Origin of the sequence: Bacillus sp. L75 (assembly GCF_003676355.1) — a bacterium.
GTDB classification, from domain to species: domain Bacteria; phylum Bacillota; class Bacilli; order Bacillales; family Bacillaceae; genus Bacillus; species Bacillus velezensis.
This window is the reverse complement of record NZ_ML064901.1, coordinates 331,030-349,480: the sequence shown is the minus strand read 5'-3', so window position 1 is coordinate 349,480 and position 18,451 is coordinate 331,030. Positions and strand designations below refer to the sequence as shown.

Sequence of the window (18,451 nt, the reverse complement as noted above, 5' to 3'; positions counted from 1 at the left end):
TGCCTCCGTTGATAAAGGTAAGGAGACATCACCTGCACCGCTCAATAAGAGTAGTGCTCCGTTTTTTTGATTTTCTTTTTATTCAGCAGCGCCCCCAAAAGCTTTGCCTTTGACTGCTGGAGCGCGTCTCTCGCCTTTTGGACGGTATCCATTTTCGTTTTTCCGCTCAAGACGACGAGAACGCTTCCATCTGTCTGGTTCGCTAAAATCTGTCCGTCCGCCACAGCCAAAAGCGGAGGTGAATCGAAAATAACCAGACTGTACCGGCTGTACATCTCCTGAATCAGCTCTCCCATCGCCTTTGAAGATAAAAGTTCAGCCGGATTCGGCGGCGTCGGTCCGCTCGTTAAGACGTAAAGGTTATCAATCAGCGTTTTTTGCACCGTTTCGCCGAGGGAAGCGTTTCCGACTAACACATTCGTAAGGCCTTGTACATTTTCAAGCTGATAGGTCTCGTGTATCGTCGGTTTTCGTAAATCCGCATCGACGAGCAGCACCTTTTTTTCCTGCTGCGCAAATACCGCGGCAAGGTTGGCGGCGCTGAATGATTTTCCTTCTCCCGGAACGGAAGAAGTGACGAGAATAGAGCGCAAATGGGTCTGAACAGAGGAGAACTCAATATTTGTCCGAATGGTGCGGTATTGTTCAGCCACCAATGATTTGTGATGTAAAACGGATATTTGAGCCAGTCCCCTTCTTGATTTCTTTTTTCTGAATCCCAAACGCCTCACTCCCCGAAATGTTTTTCATCAGACCGTGTCTGCTGATTTTTGATGTCATACACAACCCCTAAAACAGGCAAGTCTGTTTTTTCGCTGAGCTGCCGCTCGCTTTTAACGGTTTCATCAAGAAAGTGGAGAAAAAACGCAAGCGTCACACCCGCCATGAGAGCCGCACCGAACGCCATCATGATATTTCGGATGCGCGAAGGCTTGACCATCGGGCTTTCCGATGCTTTTGCCTCAGACAAAACAATGACGCCTTTTATATTCATCCTGTCACGGACTTCTTTTTTAAATGTCTTCATCAGCGTGTTCGCTATAGCGGCAGCCTGTTTCGGGTTCTCGTCCTGCACCGCTACGGTAATGATCTCTGAATCGGTTTCGCTGCTTGTCGTGATCTTTGCTTTTAAAGCGGATGCCGTCTCAGAAAGATGCAGCGTCTGCTTCACTTTCTCAAGCACAACCGGGCTTTTCATTATCGTTTGAAATGTATTGTTGTAATGAAGATTCAGCTGAACGTCGCTGAGATTCGAATTTTTTTCACCGCTTGTTTCATGAATGAGCACTTGGGTCGATGCCTGATAAACGGGCGAAATCACCCGGAATTGGATGTATCCCGTCACCAGCGTTACAACTGCTGTCATGATAAAAATCAGTAAAAGTCTGTGTTTAATAATGTCAAATAATTCTTTAAAACTCATATTCTCATTCATGTAATTACAGCCTCATCCTTATTGCATCAGGCTTAAACGCCCCCTTCTGTTAATGATTGGATTATAAAAGAAAAGGTCGAAATTTGAAAATTTCAAATTAAGCCATTTGGTTCTTTTTAAAGAACATTATCATGATTTTCCTCTTATTTACTGCACTTACCTTATAATTTTAAATTTTATAAAGAACGAAAAATTTCTTATAATGAACAAAAAAATGCCAGTATACAGGGGAGAATTCAGCACAATGATTGGAAGAATAATTCGTTTATACCGCAGAAGAAAAGGCTACTCTATTAATCAGCTAGCAGTTGAAGCAGGTGTCTCTAAATCTTATTTAAGCAAGATAGAACGGGGGGTTCACTCAAATCCGTCCATCCAATTTCTGAAAAAAGTATCCGCCACCCTGCAGGTCGATCTGACGGAGCTTTTTGATGCCGAAACGATGCTGCACCACATGGGAGACACGGAAGATGAGTGGCGCATCCACCTTGTGCAGGCCGTGCAGTCGGGCATGCCGAAAGAAGAACTGTTCACCTTTACGAACAAACTGACTGAAAAACGCCCGGAGCCCGCACCCTACCGCAACAGAAAACTGACTGAATCCAACATTGAAGAATGGAAAGCGCTGATGCAGGAAGCAAAAGAACTCGGCTTGTCCGTTCAGGAAGTCAGATCATTTTTAGAACGGAAGCGTTACTGATGATATGCTGATGAAAGGGCTTTTATTCGCTTCATATCTTCATCTCTGTTTATAATGAAAAGAAAAAAGGGGATGAAATCATGACAAAACTTACCGTTCAAACCCGCTCCGGCGCACTGAAAGGAACTGCCGGCCGCGGTGCCCGCACATGGAAGGGCATACCGTACGCGAAGCCGCCCGTCGGAGAGCTCAGATTTAAAGCGCCGGAGCCGCCCGCACCTTGGGACGGCGTAAAACATGCCGATTCGTTCGGACCGGTTTGTCCGCAGCCGGATGATATGCTGTCTATATCGTTTTCCGGAGATGTACCGCCTCAATCTGAAGATTGCCTTTACCTCAATGTTTTCGCCCCCGATTCAGAGGGCGAAAAAAAGCCTGTCATGGTATGGATACACGGCGGGGCATTTTATTTAGGTGCCGGAAGCGAACCGCTTTACGACGGATCTGCCCTTGCCGCTGACGGAGATGTCATTGTAGTGACACTCAATTACAGGCTCGGACCGTTCGGCTTTTTACATTTGTCTTCTATTCATGACGCGTATTCCGCCAATATCGGGCTGCTCGATCAGATCGCCGCCCTGCGCTGGGTGAAGGACAATATATCCGAATTTGGAGGAGACCCGGATAACGTCACGATATTTGGTGAATCGGCAGGCGGCATGAGCATCGCCTCCCTTATGGCAATGCCTGACGCAAAAGGCCTGTTTCATAAAGCCATTTTAGAAAGCGGCGCCTCTCATACGATCCCGGCGGACATGGCAAAAGACATCGCGGCGGCATTTATTCATGAAGCCGGCACTGATCAATTGCAGGAGCTTTCCGTTAATGACCTGCTTAAGACTGCGGATAAAGTGCGGCGCTCACTAGATCAAAACATTTTTCAGCTTTTGTTTCAGCCCGCCATCGATCCGGCCACATTGCCTGCGGAACCGGTGAAAGCCATAGCAGACGGGGCCGCAGAAGGCATACCTATGATCATCGGAACCAATCGTGATGAAGCATATTTGTTTTTCACCCCTGATACAGACATTCATTCCGAGAAAAAACAGCAAGATTATTTGCATTATCATCTCGGAGAGAACTGCACTGAGCAAGCGGCAGATTTATATCCGCATTCATTAAAGGGACAAATCGATATGATGACGGATCTGATTTTCTGGCGGCCGGCTGTCGCTTTCGCACAAGGACAGTCGCAGCACGCACCGGTCTGGATGTACCGCTTTGATTGGCATGGCGAAACACCGCCGTTTCATAAAGCCGTTCACGCTCTGGAATTGCCGTTTGTGTTCGGAAACTTTGATTCTTTGAGAAAGACGCTGCAAGAACCGCTCGGTGATGACGCAGAACAGCTTTCCAAACAAATCCAATCCGCATGGCTCACTTTTGCAAAAACCGGAAACCCGAACACCTCTCACTTCAATTGGCCTGAATATGATACCGATTCACGCGAAACTTTGCTTTTCAACACGGATACCGCTGTCGAAAGTGATCCCGATTCAGCAAAACGCCGCATCCTGTTTCAAGCATAAAAAACGCCAAGGGAGCCGGCTCCCTTGGCGTTTCGTTTTCATCTTACTTCAGACATCAGTCAGTTTCGCAGTATATCCATTTCCACATTACCCCTGATATGTTATATTCTAACCCAATAAGTTAACCAAACATTCATAAAAGAGTTTTTATATGGAGAAATCAAGTATTATCGGCACAGCTGCCGTTATAATCGGGGCGCTTATGACCTTAGTTTCATTTATCTTCCTGCGCGACACTGATTTCTATGCCGTGAGGTGGATAGGGGTTGTTATCATGATTGCAGGATTTTCATGCGGGCCGGCCCACACCATTTCAAAACATAAAAACAGACATGAAAAAGAAACCCGGTAACCTTTACTGGGTTTCTTTCATACACTTCATTTTATCTCACTTCATAATGCAACTCCGCAAATTGTTTGTAACGCCTGACATCAGTCAGCTTCAGTCCTGTCTCCCGGTCTCCGGGTTTGAACAAAGAAATTCCGCGTCCGAGCAGAACGGGGGCGATCTGAATGATAAACTCATCGACAAGTTTTTCCTCCAAAACCGGGTGCAGCAGATCACTCCCGCCGACAATCCAAATCCGCTTGCCTTCTTGGCGTTTCAATGCTTTTATAAAATCGGCAGGCTCTTCATGAACAAACCGCACATGTTCAGTACGCCCGGTCAATGTCCGCGAAAACACATAGCATTCTTTACCTTTGTACGGAAATTCCTCAGGCAATAAAACCAATATGTCCTCGTATGTTTTTCTGCCCATGATGATCGTATCGACAGATTCATAGAAAGCTTCATAATCGGTGCCGTCTTCACCTTCAGTTCCGATTAACCAATCTAAAGAGTGATTTTCCCGCGCAAGATAGCCATCTGCGCTGACAGCTCCGTAAAAAACGAGCTTTCTTTGACCGCTCATAAAAATCCCTCCCCTTTTTTATTATACCTTGAACATGCGGATGAAATGAAAAATGATAGAATCGGGTAAAAACCCCCGCTACCGGGTTTTCGTTTCTTCCTGTTTTGGAGATGCTGTTACTATGCCGTCTATCCATCTTCCGGTAATCGGCATAAAGAAATGGAGAATGACCCCTCCTAAACAAACGGTTAATAACGTTCCGATGCCTACCGGACCTTTTAGCATCACGGCCAGTATGAAAAATATGAAGTAAATGACCGTTCTTGAAAAAAAGATGCTTCTCCCGGTTAATTCGCGGACAATTAACGTTAACCGATCAACCGGGATCGGTGCGAAATTTGTGTGCAGATAGGTTGCGGTTCCTATCCCTATCACAACTAAACCGATTGCAAAACAGCCCGCTTTTCCGTACCATGGTTCAGGCGTTATGATTCGGTGCAGGAAAAAAAGCCACATATCAATCCCGATTCCCGTTATAAACGCCGTAATCATCCCTGTAAATTCCGGTCTTTGTCTTTTTAACATTGAATTACAGCAAATTAACAGGAAAGCGATGATGATTTCCCAGCTTCCCACGGTAAGCCCTGCATGGACGGATAATCCCACAATAAGCGCATCAAAAGGAGACGTTCCAAGATCTGATTGAATCGTGACAGAAATACCAAAGGTCAAGATCATGATTCCTAAAACATAAAAAACATATTTCACTTTATCGTCCTCATTTTCTTATTTTATGTTGCAAATACAACAAAAATACGGTATGTTTACTATACGGTATTTTCATTGCAAATACAACAAAAAAATCAGCTGATATGATAAATGAAGAAAGGAGCTGTATGACCATGAGTATTCAATTAAAAAAGTGCAGCCTTAACGATATAACAGAGCTCCGGGAGATAAGCATTGAAACATTCAATGATACATTTAAGGATCAAAATTCACCAGAAAATATGAAAGCTTATTTGGAAAATTCATTCCGCTCTGAACAGCTGAAAAAGGAATTATCCAATCTGTCTTCTAAATTCTATTTTGTTTATTATCATGATGACCTTGCGGGGTATGTAAAAGTCAACATGAACGAAGCACAATCAGAAAAAATGGGTGAAGATTCTCTTGAGATTGAGAGAATTTATATAAGAAAAAACCACCAGAAACACGGGCTTGGCAAATATCTGCTGAATGAAGCTGTGAAAATCGCAACAGCACACAATAAAAAGAAAATCTGGCTGGGCGTATGGGAAAAAAACGAAAATGCAATCGCCTTTTATCAAAAAATGGGGTTTGTCCAAACTGGAGAACACTCTTTTTATATGGGGGATAATAAGCAAGTCGACTTTATCATGACCAAAACCCTGTCGTAAAAGGATACAAAAAACCCGGCCAAGCTGCCGGGTTTTTTCTCTTATTTTAATTTTCCCGCACGGATATCATCGGTCATTCCTTCGTACGGCGCTTCTGAAATCAGTGCTTCGTTATTGATTCCCGCATTGTTGAGATACGTAATATCCGCAAACTCGGGAACGACATATTTCGGATACGTTTCATATTTCTCACGTGACTCTTTCATCACGTCAATGTAATCATTTTGGTAGCACACCGTGATTTCCGGATGCTCATGCACCCATTTCGGGAAGAAAATAATTCCGTGCATCCGTTTTTCATTCGGCATAAAGTTTAAGGAAACGTCTGTGCCTGTCGGTTCAGTCCATGACACTTTGTATACGCCTTCTGTCAGTTTGACGATATTCACTTCCTGGTCGCGCACCCAGCGGCCGCCCACCATTCCGCTATGAATCCGATAGTCGATGGTATGATCATTTTTAATATAGATTTCATACTCCCAGCCGTTTTCATACGTGTAAATCATATGGCTTCCGATAAAGTTTTCCATGTTGACTCACTCTCCATCTTATTATTGAACTTCATAAATATCTAACCGAATGTCATCCGGCAATCTGACCGCAGCCCCGATAAACAGCCGGTCCTGCAGATGCTGATATGCCTCGCTGCTTGTTTCAAACACAGGCACAGTGCGGAAATACACGTGCTCGGGATCAATGATGCGGTTCACTGACTCATAAATGACTTTTTTAAAGAAGGTTCATTCAAGGACGTATCACCTCCCGAGATATTATGTTTATTTAAACATGTAACTATTTACATGTTTAATTGTAACGCTGTTAAAATGGACTGTCAAATAATGAGCTGTTCCGGTTATGTTTTTCAGTGTTCAATAAAAAAAGACAAGGGCGGCACATGCCGAAACCCTTGTCTTTTTCATTTGCTGTATACTCATATATCAAAAAACGCCAGACGAGCGTCTTCTTAGTAATCGCAATCTTTATCTCTGCATTCTTTCTTACAGCGTCTATTGAGTGCCCCATGATCTTGTCATTTGCCTTATCGTAAATACCATCGAATTTATTCGATGTATCACCGTTGTAATAGCCAAATACCTCTATCCCGCCCATTGGATCTATTTCGTATTTATCTTTAAATGTAACGTTATGTATGCCTTCATAATTCGATTTGATAAATTTCTCCATTCGTTCTTGAGCAATCTTTATCTCTTCAGCCTGAGCATTTTTATCATTACTATTCTTCATTATAAAACTTCCGGCTGCTATTAAGATAATGAACATAATAATATATTTTTCACAGAAACATCCGTTCCATGAGTGATGATGAAGCTCGCGGACTGGAAAAAATGGTCGGTGACAGGTGCATTTAGGCGTCTTAAGATTTTTCTTCCGCATCCACAGAGGAGCTCCCTATTTTGTCTCCTACAGGATCATATAAGCCGTCAAATTCTTTAGTTTTATCGCCGTTTAGGTACCCCTCAACTGTAATTCCGCCGGTTGGATCAATAAAATAATCATCATAAGAAATTTTCTCTATATCCTTATACTCACTACGCAAGTACTCGGTCATTTTACTTTTGGCTTTTTCGAAAAGAGCATTTTCTTCCTTTTTCCCATCATATTGATGCTTCATAATCAACCCTCCAACGGTTATAATTAACACTAGAACAATAATAAGGTATTTTTTCAAAAAAAATCATCCCTTTCCCTACCCTATTTTACATGACAAGAAAGGTGCTGTATATCTTGAGCAAGAAAATCAGGACTTCAAACCTGACAGATGAAACATATTACAGGATGAGTCAACGTGCTTATAACTATGACTATCTTAAAAGGAAATTAGAGAAGAACGATTATATACGCTTTAATTCTTCCATTTCAAAACCTACTTACTGGTGCGTCGATCAAATAAAATCAGACGATAATACAGGACTTGATGCGGTTGTATTAGCACAAGCAGTGAAGAATAACGGAAAATGGACAAAATCAAAAAACCCCGAAAACGTGGTCGTCGCCTTTGCGGGAACCGATATCGGAAAAGACCCGATCAATGACGGCGTAAAAGCGGACGGCGGCAATATTGTTTTCGGAAATGATCCGAAAAAAGAAGTACATTATATTGTAAAAAAAGACGCAAAGGATACCTCGAAAACGCTCGGAGCCTATCACGGAACGCCCTCTCAAGACGCCATGCTCACAACCGGAAAGTATAAGCTGATGACGAAAACTTCGCAAATCGATCAAGCCGATCAGCTGGTACGCAGCGTAAAGAAAAAGTATGCCGGAACGTCAACGATTATTTCAACAACCGGCCATTCACTCGGCGGCGCTGAGGCCGAATACAGCGCAGTGAATAATGATGTGTACGCCGTCGCGTTTAACAGCCCTTCCGTCGTAAAACTGCACGATGAAGAAACACAGAAAGAAATCAACAGCGGCATATACGATCCATACATCCGGTCAATTATCAATCCGGACGACATGGCCGGGGCGGGTTATTGGAACGAATATGACCGCCACAACGGGACAACGATTTATACGAAAAACCCTTCGCTCTCACAGTTCAGCCGAAAGCAGCGGCTTGGCGGGAACTTGAACGAGCAGATCGGCAAGAATCTCGCTTATTTCTTCACTACCGTCATTCTGAGAAATCCGGATACACACGGCTTAAATGAAGCGAATTTCATATTTGACCGAAACGGAAGCATCACAAATCCGAACGGAGATGAATTAGTCTTTGACAAAAACCTCGGCGCTCTTCTGCCGGCCGGTGCGATCGGAAGCGCAGATACAATAAAAGTAACGCCGAAAAACGCAAAGAAGCTGGCTGAAAAGGTGCAGGCCATGACTGAGGATTTACGGACGATGAAAAAAGAAGCGCAGAACGCCTATCAGGAGCACGATGAAAAAATCGCCGAGCTAAAAACGGAAATTTACGGCCAAGTCGGACACGGCTTGTTTGATCAGCTTCAAGCACAGGACGTGACCAATACCATTGAAGATATTGCGCAATCCTACGATAAAGGCCCGATTTTTTACGACACTCAGGCTGAGCAGGCGTTTATTGATTCTTTGCAGGCGGCGATCACGGACCTAGAAGAGATCGGCGGATTCTTACATAAAATAGCAGACGAATTTCAGAAAAAAGACCAGATGCTCGCAAACTGGTTAAGATGATAGAGGTGTATACATAATGCCGACATTAGACGAACTTTTAGAACACAAGGACGACCCGATGAAGAAAATGCTGCAGCGGCAGATGCTGAAAACAGGGATGACGCAGGCAGCGGGGACAAAACTTGAAACAGTCCGCCGAACGCTGAAACCGACATTCGAAATGGATACGTTGAAAGATGAATTATATGAAGTGTATTCAGCACTATTGAACAGCTTTGAAGGCAAGGCGCAAAAAGCTCTCGCGCAGCGGATCAGTGAAAGTGCGCGGCTGATTGCCGGAACCGAACATAACAGAGACACATTCGTTAACAGTTTCAAAACAAGATAAAATAAAAAACCTCGCAGATTTATCATCTGCGAGGTTTTTCCTATCCTCTTAACTGAGACGCGCTCGGAGGGATTCGAACCCCCGACAGACGTGGTACCGGAAACCACCGCTCTATCCAACTGAGCTACGAGCGCACGTTTTTTCAATCAGATACCTTTATATTATAATAAAGGAACGCGCAGAAAGCAACTCTTTTTTGATAATGCACAACAGGATTATGCAGCGTCCTCATGCAGCATAATCCTGCATCGTTTACCGGCATTGATTTTCACAAAAAACCCATTTCAGGCGGACTGCCCCCGGCTCGGTTCATTTTCAATCACTGCAGAAAAAGCAGTAATCACCCGTTTTAGCTTTTTTTCCAAATGTCCTTTAACGTCCAATAGGTGAATTCCTCAACCTTTACGGCGCCTTTCTCAGAAAACAGCTCAATCCCCAATCTGCCTTCATTCGGATAGATACGGCTTGTCATCGTTGTTTCTCCATGATTGGCGAATACTTCAATCGAGGATCTGTCAATAAAGATACGCAGCGCCAGCTTGCCGTTTGTATCCGTCTGCACCCTTCTCACACCGTCTTTCGCTTTCCCCATCTTGGTGCAATCAAGCGTCAGCTTTTTATCCGTTAGATTGTATGTCAGCACAAGTTCTTCTTCATCAAGGCCGCGAATCTTAAAACCTGCCGTTTCGGCATCAGAATCGTTCACATCAAACACGGCCCGGACTTCAAGCAGGTCTTCGGACGTCTTTGCCAAGTAACTCCCTGAAAGCGATCGTCCGGCACATTCCCGGTATTCCATTTTCCGCAGCTGCTTGGTTTCTTCCACGGGATTCATCAAAAGTTTATGATCATCACGCAAAGTCAGTTCTCGCGGCAAAGTCAATGCACCGCACCATCCGTCCGCTTTTGTCGGCATCTCAGATTCCCACATATCCATCCACCCGATAGCAATTCTGCGTCCTTTATCATCTAATAATGTTTGCACGGCGTAAAAGTCATGGCCGTGATCCAGTTCTTTAAAAGCACCGTGTGTAAATTTGTTTGTTTCATTATGATAGTCACCGATTAAATAACCGGTTTGATGTAAATTTTGATATGAATCACCGTCCGCCTCGATCCCCTGGGGTGAAATCAGCAGGACATGCTTGCCGCCTAATTCAAAGAAATCAGGACATTCCCACATATAGCCGAGATTACCGTCACTTTGGGCGAGAACCCCCGCGTATTCCCAATCACTCAAATCAGGTGAACGGTATAAAACGACCCGTCCGACGTTTTCTTTTGAAGAGTTGCCGATGACCATATACCAAACATCGCGATGCTTCCATACTTTCGGATCGCGGAAATGACGGGCGCTGTCTTCCGGCGGTTCCGCAATAACAGGGTTTTCCTGAAGCTTTTCAAACACGATTCCATCTTGGCTGACAGCGATATTTTGAGTTTGATAGAATAGGTCTTTCTTTTGATCAATTATATTATGTCCTGTATAGATGAGGGCTAATCTTCCATGATCATCGACCGCGCTTCCCGAAAAACAGCCGCTTTGGTCGAATGCATCGCCCGGAGCTAAGGCAACCGGCAGGTGCTCCCAATGAATGAGATCTTTACTTTTTACATGTCCCCAATGCATCGGCCCCCAATGCTCATCATACGGATGATGCTGAAAAAAGACGTGGTATTCTCCTTTAAACTGAATAAGCCCGTTCGGATCATTGATCCAATTCGCCCGGGGCATAATATGGTACCCCAATCGATATCTTTGTTTCACTTTACCCTCGGCTTCCTTCAGAGCTTCTTCCGCCTGCTGAATTCTATCCATTTGTAACATCCTCTCTATCCGATTTTTTGCAGACGCTGGACACGCCTGCTGTTTTGTTTCGGGCCCAATAAAGTAAATATGGAGATGACGGTAAAACCGAAGACGACGATTCCCATGATGAGATAGGTTTGACGGAACCCCGCACTGTCATATAATCCTCCCGCAAGCGGCGACAGAATCGACGCGCCTGCCTGAGATGCGAATTGAAAACCGATGAGATAAAGGACGGACGACAGACGCGTATCAAAATTGGCAGCCAAATATTTAAAAACGGCGATCAGCATAATCGGCAATTCCAGTGCGTGGATGAGTTTCATTGATGAAATGCCTACAGGCTCAACTGCAATTCCGGACCCGACGATGCGGAAAGCCATTAAAAACCCCGCTAAAATCAAACTGTTTTTCGCCCCGAACTTATTGACGATAAAAGGCGCAAGAAACATCATGCCGGCCTCCAAAAACACCTGGAATGAATTCAGATAGCCGAATACTTGGTTACCCGTCGACACTGAAGGAAACAAAGACGCATAGTAGATCGGGAACTGCTGATCATATACGCCGTAAATGCAAGTCACCCCGATAATGTACAGCATAAAAAACCAGAAATCTCTTAGTAAAAAGAGCCGCCCCACGTCTTTTAACCGGACCGAATCCGCTCTGTTTTTCTCATGATCAGTCATTTCTATTTTCACAGACATGATAATGGCCGTTAATATGACGGCTGAAACAGACGCGATCCAGAAGTTGATATTGGGATTGATATTGAAAAGCTGCCCTGCAAAAAATGCAGCCGCCGCCCAGCCCAGCGAGCCCCACATTCTTGATTTACCATACTCGAAATCATATTTTCGGCTGACCTTTTCAATGTACGTTTCAATCGCGCCTATCCCCGCCAAAAAAGCGGCTCCCAAATATAAGCCTCCGACAACGGCGCCAAGAAAGACGTTGTATTGTAAAAGCGGCCCATAGACGAAGATATAAAACGGACCCGTGAATATGAGAAGACAGCTGATCATAAACAATATCTTTTTCTTCAGCCCCAATTTGTCAGAGATAAAACCGTAAAGAGGCTGCATGCAGAGGCCAAATACGGCGTTTACAGAAAAGATAATGCCTGTCGCTGATCCGTTTAAATTGATTTCCTGCCCTAACCAAATCGCAAATAAAGAATAGCTGGAAGACCAAGTAAAAAAGAAAAAGAAGAAATAAGCACTCAGTTTCCAATACAGACTTTTTGAGCTTTTCATTTGCACCGCTCCTTTAATAGGACCTTTTAATAGCCGTTTTAGAGCCGCATACTTCCTTCTTCATTTTCATCATATACATGCGATCTCTGAGTAAGCGCTTACTTTCCATCGCTGCTCGATTCTTTCACTTTATTGCCGCCAGCCATCTCTCCATACCCGTCACTTCCCTTCACTCTGAGAATAAAGCGCTTTCAAAAAGAATTGTATGTCAACCGGTTCCATATGTCAATCGGTTGACATACAATTTTCTGATTATTTTAATCAAACAAAACGCACCCTCTTTATATGAAAACAGAAACACGGAATGTCCTTGCACATGTCAGCCTGATTCTCTAAAATAAGTGCGTGACGGAAATTGTAAGCCATTTCAGTAAGCAGGAGGGCACGGGAATGAAGCCTAACATTCATGATGTTGCGAAAATAGCGGGAGTTTCATCTACAACCGTTTCGCGGGTATTAAATAACCGCGGCTATATCAGCGAAAAAACAAAAGAAAAAGTGTACAAGGCGATGGAAGAAATCAATTACTTTCCAAACGATCTGGCCCGCTCTTTATTCCGAAAACGAACCAATTTAATAGGGCTTATCATCCCAAACTCCAGCAATCCGTTTTTCGGCGAACTCGCCTTTCATATTGAAAGCATTTGTACGTCCATGGGCTACAAACTGCTGCTTTGCAACAGTTTACATCGAAAGGATAAGGAAGAAAAATATTTGGAGATGCTGATAAGAAACCAAGTGGACGGCGTGATCGCCGTGACTTACAACCGGGGAATTCTCAATTATCACAAGCAAAATCTGCCGATTGTCGCCATTGATCATTACTTATCGGACACGATTCCCGTCGTCGGCTCAGACAACTATGACGGCGGAAAAAAGGCGGCAGAACTGCTGATTGAAAAAGGGTGCCGGCACATCGTCCATATCAACGGCCCGATTGAACTCGAAACACCGGCAAACCTCAGAAGAAAAGCATACGAAGACGTCATGCATGAACACGGACGGAAGCCTATTACATATGAAGTACCCTTTTATCAGCATTACCATGACATTATTTCAACATTATTCGATGAACAGCCCGACACCGACGGAATTTTTGCCAGCGATGATATCATGGCGGCTGCAGTGATGACCGAGGCCAAAAAACGGGGAATAGACATCCCGAATCAATTAAAAGTGATCGGTTATGACGGCACTGAAACCGTTCAATCGGTTCTGCCGGACTTGGCAACCATCCAGCAGCCGATTGAATTGATTTCCAAAACAGCCATCGAGATTTTAGCAAAAGAAATTGAAGGCGAATTTGATGATTTGCCGCTGGAAACGTATTTGCCGGTACGGCTTTTGGAAGGGCGGACAACGTAGTCAGACCCTTCAGCCGTACGTAGCGACGCGATTGCGGTCTATTTTGAGCGCTCCGGCCATATCATTTTCTCAAGGCTCCGGCGCTGATCATCCTCATTTCCACTTTGCTGTTTGAACTTTTTGTTTTATGGGAAAAATGGTGTTAGAAGAAAAGGTTGGCATTTTGGTCAGCGTTTTGTTTGACCTTTATTGACCAAAAATGTATCATGTAAATACATACTTACCTAAAAGGTGAAGGAGGAGCATTATGAATTTAATACCTACAGTCATTGAACAAACGAACCGCGGAGAAAGAGCTTATGACATTTACTCCCGTCTTTTGAAGGACCGTATTATCATGCTTGGATCTGCGATTGATGACAACGTTGCGAACTCCATCGTGTCACAGCTTTTATTCCTTGAAGCGGAAGACCCTGAAAAAGATATTTCCATTTACATTAACAGCCCTGGCGGATCAATCACTGCCGGTATGGCAATCTATGATACAATGCAGTTCATTAAACCGAAAGTATCCACGATCTGCATCGGTATGGCCGCTTCTATGGGAGCATTTTTACTTGCAGCCGGAGAAAAAGGCAAACGTTACGCGCTTCCTAACAGTGAAGTTATGATTCACCAGCCGCTTGGCGGAGCGCAAGGACAGGCGACAGAAATTGAAATCGCGGCAAAACGCATTCTCTTGCTTCGCGACAAATTAAACAAAGTGCTTGCTGAACGTACCGGCCAGCCGCTTGAAGTCATTGAGCGCGATACAGACCGCGACAACTTCAAATCAGCTGATGAAGCCTTAGAATACGGCTTAATCGATAAAGTGCTGACACGCAATACAGAAGACCAGAAGTAATGCCAAAAAAACCTGCAAGAGCTGATGTCTCTTGCAGGTTTTTTTATGCTTTATTCCCATTCAAAAAAGTAATGAATGCTTTGACGACAGATAATTCTAACGCTGAAGAATTATACATAAGCCAAGTATCGCGTATCACAGGCTCGTTATTTTTATAGGATAGCGCCAATGTGTATAATTCATCAGAAGGCTGAAGACAGATTTCCGGCACAACAGAATAACCGAGACCGTTTTTCACCATCTCTTTACAGGTTTCCTGCCTGTCTACCTCCATCGCAATGAAAGGCGGTTCAGTAAATTGGTTATTCCACCATTTTTGAATCAAACTTTTCAAAGAAGCATCAGTTTGATAATAAATCATCGGCAATTTGGGAAGGTCCTCACTGTTGATTTCAGTTTTTGAAATAAGGTACAGCCGCTCTTCATTTAGCAGTTGTTTTTCCCCTTGCCAATCATAATTTCCCCTCATAATCCCAAGGTGTACCCCCGAATGATGAAGCAAATCCATCACCTTCGCACTCCATCCCGTATTGACGTGGAATTGAACAGACGGATACTGATCAGAAAACCGTTTTAGAATCGCCGGGAGCTTATACTGAGCAAAATTGCTTGAGACTCCTAATCTGAGAACCCCGCTGACTTCATGGCTCATATTGAGCATATCATCCTTCACTCTTCTGAATTCCTGCAGCATCTCTTTCGAATAATCAACCAGATGTTCACCTTCTGAAGTGAACTCCATCCCTTTTTTTCTTTTATAAAAAAGGCGCACTCCGAATTGTGCTTCCAGGTTTTTGAGCCGATAACTTAACGCCGGCTGTGTCATATATAATCGCTCTGCCGCCTTCGTCATATTTTTTTCTTCGAATAATGTAATGAGCACAATCCAATCCTTTTCATCCATATGAAATCCCCCAAAATATTTTTCTGCTATAAAATTTCCTCCTATTATAAAAGTTTTTTATTCAACTTTATAAAAATTATATGTTTTACTTATAATCCTAATTTATCATACGATATTTTCCAAAGGGACCGGTACCTTTTTATCCACACAAAATGATGTAAGGATGAGACAGCATGGAAAAAGTTCCTGTAACCGTCATGAGAGGCGGCACCAGCAAAGGCGTTTTTATTCATCAAAAAGACATGCCAGACGATACAAACCTATGGAGCGATTTTCTTTTAGACATTATGGGGAGCCCTGACGAGAGACAAATTGACGGTCTCGGCGGCGGCCATTCTCTCACAAGCAAGGCAGCCATTATTAAGAAATCCGCCAGAAAGGATGCAGATGTTGAGTATACGTTTGCTCAGGTCAGTTTGACTGACCATTTTACCGACTTCAAAGGCAATTGCGGAAATATCTCTGCTGCCGTAGGCCCTTATGCTATTGAGAAAGGGCTCGTTCAAGCTGAAGAGCCGGTTACAAAAGTCAGAATGTTAAATACAAACACTCAAAAAGTGATCGTAGCAGAAGTTGAAGTCAGAAATGGAACATTTCATTACCAGGGGGACTGCTCTATCCCCGGGGTTCCAGGTACAGCTTCTCCTATTTATCTTTCATTTCACCAGGCTGAAGGAGCGGTGACCGGTAAGCTGTTTCCCACTGGTCAGCCTATTGATGTTCTCGATACACCGTATGGAAATATCTCGGTCTCGATTATTGATTACGCTAATCCGCTTGTCTTTGTAAAAGCAGAGGACACGGGGCTTACCGGCTTAGAACTTCCGGATGAATATACTCCGGATATATTGGAAAAGCTCGAAATGATCCGATCGATTGCAGCCGAGAAATGCAGATTCGCTCCGAGACATGAGGCTGCTGCAAAATCACCGGCCGTACCAAAACTAACATTAATCTCATCTCCAGCGGATTATATCGATACAAAAGGGATAAAGAGACACGCAGAAGAGATGGATCTTGTCATTCGTATGATGTCCATGCAAAAACCGCATCAAGCTTTAGCCATTACAGGGGCGGTTTGTACGACTGCCGGTATGCTATTGCAGGATACAATATTATCTGAATTTTCATTCTATGGCAGAACGATTCGATTGGGACATCCAAGCGGCATTTTAGAAACCGAGGCAGATGTTGATCCGGATGGAACAACGATTAAAGTAGTACGCACAGCAAGAAAAATCTCTGAAGGCTATGTGTTTACAAAGCAAAGTTACAACCTGAATACGCTGAATCACATTGGTTAATACCAGTCTTCAGACAAGTCAAAGATAAACGGAGGAATACGAGATGATCAATGTAAATGCGTCTAATCGATTAAACAGACTGCCTTTTTCAAGGGCCCATCAAGCAGTGCTCGTTATCCTTTCATTCGCTTACTTTTTTGATTTTATCGATTTAAATACGTTTTCATATGCGGCGCCTTCACTTTTAAAGGAATGGAACATTTCTACTCATACCATCGCTTTTATTACGTCTGTCTCCTATTTCGGAATGTTTATCGGCGCCTCTGCCGGAGGATGGTTTTCAGACCGTTTCGGAAGGAAAAAAGGTTTAATTCTGGTTGTCACCTTTTTCTCTTTCTTCTCCCTCCTCTCTTCTCTGGCTTGGAACCCAGAAATACTCGGTGTTTTTAGATTTCTTACGAGTTTAGGTATCGGCGCCACAACGATTGTGGCAAGTACGTATATCAGCGAATTTTTCCCATCCGCAACTAAGGGTAGATACCAGGCAATCTGTATTACAATCGGCATATGCGGAATTCCTGCAGCCGGCTGGGTGGCTAAATTGGTCGTGCCGTCCGCCTCTTACGGCTGGCGGTTTATCTTTCTATTCGGCGCGGTCGGTATTTTTTTTCCGCTGATCGCCAGAAAACTGGAAGAATCACCGAAATGGCTGGACACGAAAGGAAAAAGCGAACAAGCACACCGCATTCTGCTTGAACTGGAGGCAAAAGCAGAAAAAGAAAAGGGTGAACTGCCTGAACCAGCTCCGGCTCTGCGAAGCAGACAAACCGCTGTAAAATCCGTTCCATATCGGACGTTATTTCAAAAGCCTTTGGCAGGAAGAACTTTTGTTTTAATGACGATGTGGGCAGCTTCCACGATTGCAATTCAAGGCTTTGGCACGTGGGTTCCCACCCTTTTGGTAAAAGAAGGCGTATCAATGGATGAGTCTATCGTATACGTCACTCTGGGAACGATCGGTGCCCCGCTGGGCGCTCTCATTGCGTCGCAAATCTCTGACCGTGTGGATCGAAAGTGGGCCATTTCTGTTTTATCGTTAATTATTATGGCGCTTGGATTCTTTTATGGCATCAATCCTTTGCCGATGGTCATTGTCATATGCGGATTTCTCATGCATATGTTTGAGCGTACTTTCAGTTCGATCGCATATGCCTATACGCCGGAATTATATCCGGTTGAAGCCAGGGCATCTGGAAATGGCCTCACTTACGGCGTAGGACGTCTTGCAAATGTAGCCGGCCCCTTTGTCGTCAGTTTCCTGTATTCAGGCTACGGATTTTTAAGTGTTTTCTTGTTTTTTACAGGCTGCTGGTTTCTTTGTGCACTGACAGTCGGTATATTTGGAATCAGTTCAAAAAAACAAAAGATGCAGCAGGATGATTTCATATCGGAGGAAACATTCGTGCAACAAAAGTTGTAAACGCATACAGTCTGCAAACCGCAAAACATCCATCTCCTCTGAGGAAATGGATGTTCTTCTTTCAACCCCAACAGCATTCTCTTTCTCATCTTATTCTCATACAT

The 18,451-nt window shown here is 43.9% G+C and carries 20 protein-coding genes, 1 tRNA gene and 1 pseudogene; 10 read left to right on the top strand and 12 right to left on the bottom strand.

Going from position 1 to position 18,451, the window contains the following annotated elements; all coding sequences use genetic code 11:
- Nucleotides 1-41: 41 nt before the first annotated feature.
- Together D5S11_RS01830 and D5S11_RS01825 are read right to left on the bottom strand one after the other, a co-directional pair.
- Nucleotides 42-722: a protein tyrosine kinase EpsB gene (locus tag D5S11_RS01830; protein WP_007407393.1), complete on the bottom strand. Its 681-nt coding sequence runs from the start codon at nucleotides 720-722 to the stop codon at nucleotides 42-44.
- Nucleotides 723-727: 5 nt separating this feature from the next.
- Entirely contained in the window at nucleotides 728-1,435 is a 708-nt protein-coding gene (locus D5S11_RS01825; RefSeq protein ID WP_007407394.1) for a YveK family protein, read from the bottom strand.
- 244 nt (nucleotides 1,436-1,679) lie between these two features.
- On the opposite strand from D5S11_RS01825, the gene slrR reads away from it, so the two are divergent.
- The 3 genes from slrR (at nucleotide 1,680) to D5S11_RS01810 (ending at nucleotide 4,016) form a co-directional block, all read left to right on the top strand.
- Nucleotides 1,680-2,135: an HTH-type transcriptional regulator SlrR gene (gene slrR, locus D5S11_RS01820; RefSeq protein WP_007407395.1), complete on the top strand. Its 456-nt coding sequence runs from the start codon at nucleotides 1,680-1,682 to the stop codon at nucleotides 2,133-2,135.
- A gap of 80 nt (nucleotides 2,136-2,215) precedes the next feature.
- Entirely contained in the window at nucleotides 2,216-3,664 is a 1,449-nt protein-coding gene (locus D5S11_RS01815; RefSeq protein ID WP_020956377.1) for a carboxylesterase/lipase family protein, read from the top strand.
- Between the two features lie 151 nt (nucleotides 3,665-3,815).
- The gene (locus tag D5S11_RS01810; RefSeq protein WP_020956378.1) at nucleotides 3,816-4,016 is read left to right on the top strand and encodes a hypothetical protein; all 201 of its coding nucleotides are present in this window, start codon (nucleotides 3,816-3,818) and stop codon (nucleotides 4,014-4,016) included.
- 31 nt (nucleotides 4,017-4,047) lie between these two features.
- On the opposite strand, the gene D5S11_RS01805 is transcribed toward D5S11_RS01810, so the two are convergent.
- Entirely contained in the window at nucleotides 4,048-4,578 is a 531-nt protein-coding gene (locus D5S11_RS01805; protein ID WP_032867038.1) for a dihydrofolate reductase family protein, read from the bottom strand.
- Between the two features lie 78 nt (nucleotides 4,579-4,656).
- The gene (locus D5S11_RS01800) at nucleotides 4,657-5,286 is read right to left on the bottom strand and encodes a YczE/YyaS/YitT family protein (protein ID WP_020956380.1); all 630 of its coding nucleotides are present in this window, start codon (nucleotides 5,284-5,286) and stop codon (nucleotides 4,657-4,659) included.
- Between the two features lie 134 nt (nucleotides 5,287-5,420).
- Between D5S11_RS01800 and paiA the strand changes: the two genes are divergently transcribed.
- Nucleotides 5,421-5,939: a spermidine/spermine N(1)-acetyltransferase gene (gene paiA, locus D5S11_RS01795; protein WP_108724719.1), complete on the top strand. Its 519-nt coding sequence runs from the start codon at nucleotides 5,421-5,423 to the stop codon at nucleotides 5,937-5,939.
- 41 nt (nucleotides 5,940-5,980) lie between these two features.
- On the opposite strand, the gene D5S11_RS01790 is transcribed toward paiA, so the two are convergent.
- The 4 genes and pseudogenes from D5S11_RS01790 to D5S11_RS01775 form a co-directional block, all read right to left on the bottom strand.
- Entirely contained in the window at nucleotides 5,981-6,469 is a 489-nt protein-coding gene (locus D5S11_RS01790; RefSeq protein ID WP_007407400.1) for a phenolic acid decarboxylase, read from the bottom strand.
- Between the two features lie 21 nt (nucleotides 6,470-6,490).
- Nucleotides 6,491-6,649 carry a DUF3237 family protein gene (locus D5S11_RS01785; RefSeq protein ID WP_007407401.1) on the bottom strand — a complete coding sequence of 53 codons (159 nt, stop codon included), beginning with the start codon at nucleotides 6,647-6,649 and terminating at the stop codon, nucleotides 6,491-6,493.
- Between the two features lie 254 nt (nucleotides 6,650-6,903).
- Nucleotides 6,904-7,184, bottom strand: a pseudogene (locus D5S11_RS01780) (DUF1433 domain-containing protein).
- A gap of 130 nt (nucleotides 7,185-7,314) precedes the next feature.
- Nucleotides 7,315-7,629, bottom strand: coding sequence for a DUF1433 domain-containing protein (locus tag D5S11_RS01775; RefSeq protein WP_108724718.1), 315 nt, complete (start codon nucleotides 7,627-7,629; stop codon nucleotides 7,315-7,317).
- Nucleotides 7,630-7,685: 56 nt separating this feature from the next.
- Between D5S11_RS01775 and D5S11_RS01770 the strand changes: the two genes are divergently transcribed.
- Nucleotides 7,686-9,116: a lipase gene (locus D5S11_RS01770; protein ID WP_164833838.1), complete on the top strand. Its 1,431-nt coding sequence runs from the start codon at nucleotides 7,686-7,688 to the stop codon at nucleotides 9,114-9,116.
- Between the two features lie 16 nt (nucleotides 9,117-9,132).
- Entirely contained in the window at nucleotides 9,133-9,444 is a 312-nt protein-coding gene (locus D5S11_RS01765) for a hypothetical protein (protein WP_007407407.1), read from the top strand.
- A 58-nt stretch (nucleotides 9,445-9,502) separates the two neighbouring features.
- Here D5S11_RS01765 and D5S11_RS01760 read toward each other — a convergent pair.
- The 3 genes from D5S11_RS01760 to D5S11_RS01750 all read right to left on the bottom strand — a co-directional run bounded on the left by D5S11_RS01760 (nucleotide 9,503) and on the right by D5S11_RS01750 (nucleotide 12,510).
- A tRNA-Arg gene (locus D5S11_RS01760) sits at nucleotides 9,503-9,578 on the bottom strand.
- A 215-nt stretch (nucleotides 9,579-9,793) separates the two neighbouring features.
- Entirely contained in the window at nucleotides 9,794-11,263 is a 1,470-nt protein-coding gene (locus tag D5S11_RS01755; protein ID WP_108724717.1) for a glycoside hydrolase family 32 protein, read from the bottom strand.
- A 14-nt stretch (nucleotides 11,264-11,277) separates the two neighbouring features.
- A complete protein-coding gene (locus D5S11_RS01750) occupies nucleotides 11,278-12,510 on the bottom strand; it encodes an MFS transporter (protein ID WP_108724716.1) in 1,233 nt (410 codons plus the stop codon).
- Nucleotides 12,511-12,900: 390 nt separating this feature from the next.
- Between D5S11_RS01750 and D5S11_RS01745 the strand changes: the two genes are divergently transcribed.
- On the top strand, nucleotides 12,901-13,875 hold the full coding sequence (locus tag D5S11_RS01745; RefSeq protein ID WP_012118527.1) for a LacI family DNA-binding transcriptional regulator: 975 nt from the start codon (nucleotides 12,901-12,903) through the stop codon (nucleotides 13,873-13,875).
- 247 nt (nucleotides 13,876-14,122) lie between these two features.
- Nucleotides 14,123-14,719, top strand: coding sequence for an ATP-dependent Clp endopeptidase proteolytic subunit ClpP (gene clpP / locus D5S11_RS01740; RefSeq protein ID WP_003151513.1), 597 nt, complete (start codon nucleotides 14,123-14,125; stop codon nucleotides 14,717-14,719).
- Nucleotides 14,720-14,762: 43 nt separating this feature from the next.
- Here clpP and D5S11_RS01735 read toward each other — a convergent pair whose 3' ends face one another.
- A complete protein-coding gene (locus D5S11_RS01735; protein ID WP_043020617.1) occupies nucleotides 14,763-15,623 on the bottom strand; it encodes a LysR family transcriptional regulator in 861 nt (286 codons plus the stop codon).
- 173 nt (nucleotides 15,624-15,796) lie between these two features.
- On the opposite strand from D5S11_RS01735, the gene D5S11_RS01730 reads away from it, so the two are divergent.
- Both D5S11_RS01730 and D5S11_RS01725 read left to right on the top strand, forming a co-directional pair.
- Nucleotides 15,797-16,927 carry a 2-methylaconitate cis-trans isomerase PrpF family protein gene (locus tag D5S11_RS01730; RefSeq protein ID WP_032869597.1) on the top strand — a complete coding sequence of 377 codons (1,131 nt, stop codon included), beginning with the start codon at nucleotides 15,797-15,799 and terminating at the stop codon, nucleotides 16,925-16,927.
- A 43-nt stretch (nucleotides 16,928-16,970) separates the two neighbouring features.
- A complete protein-coding gene (locus D5S11_RS01725; RefSeq protein ID WP_047936235.1) occupies nucleotides 16,971-18,347 on the top strand; it encodes an MFS transporter in 1,377 nt (458 codons plus the stop codon).
- The last annotated feature ends 104 nt before the right edge of the window (nucleotides 18,348-18,451 follow it).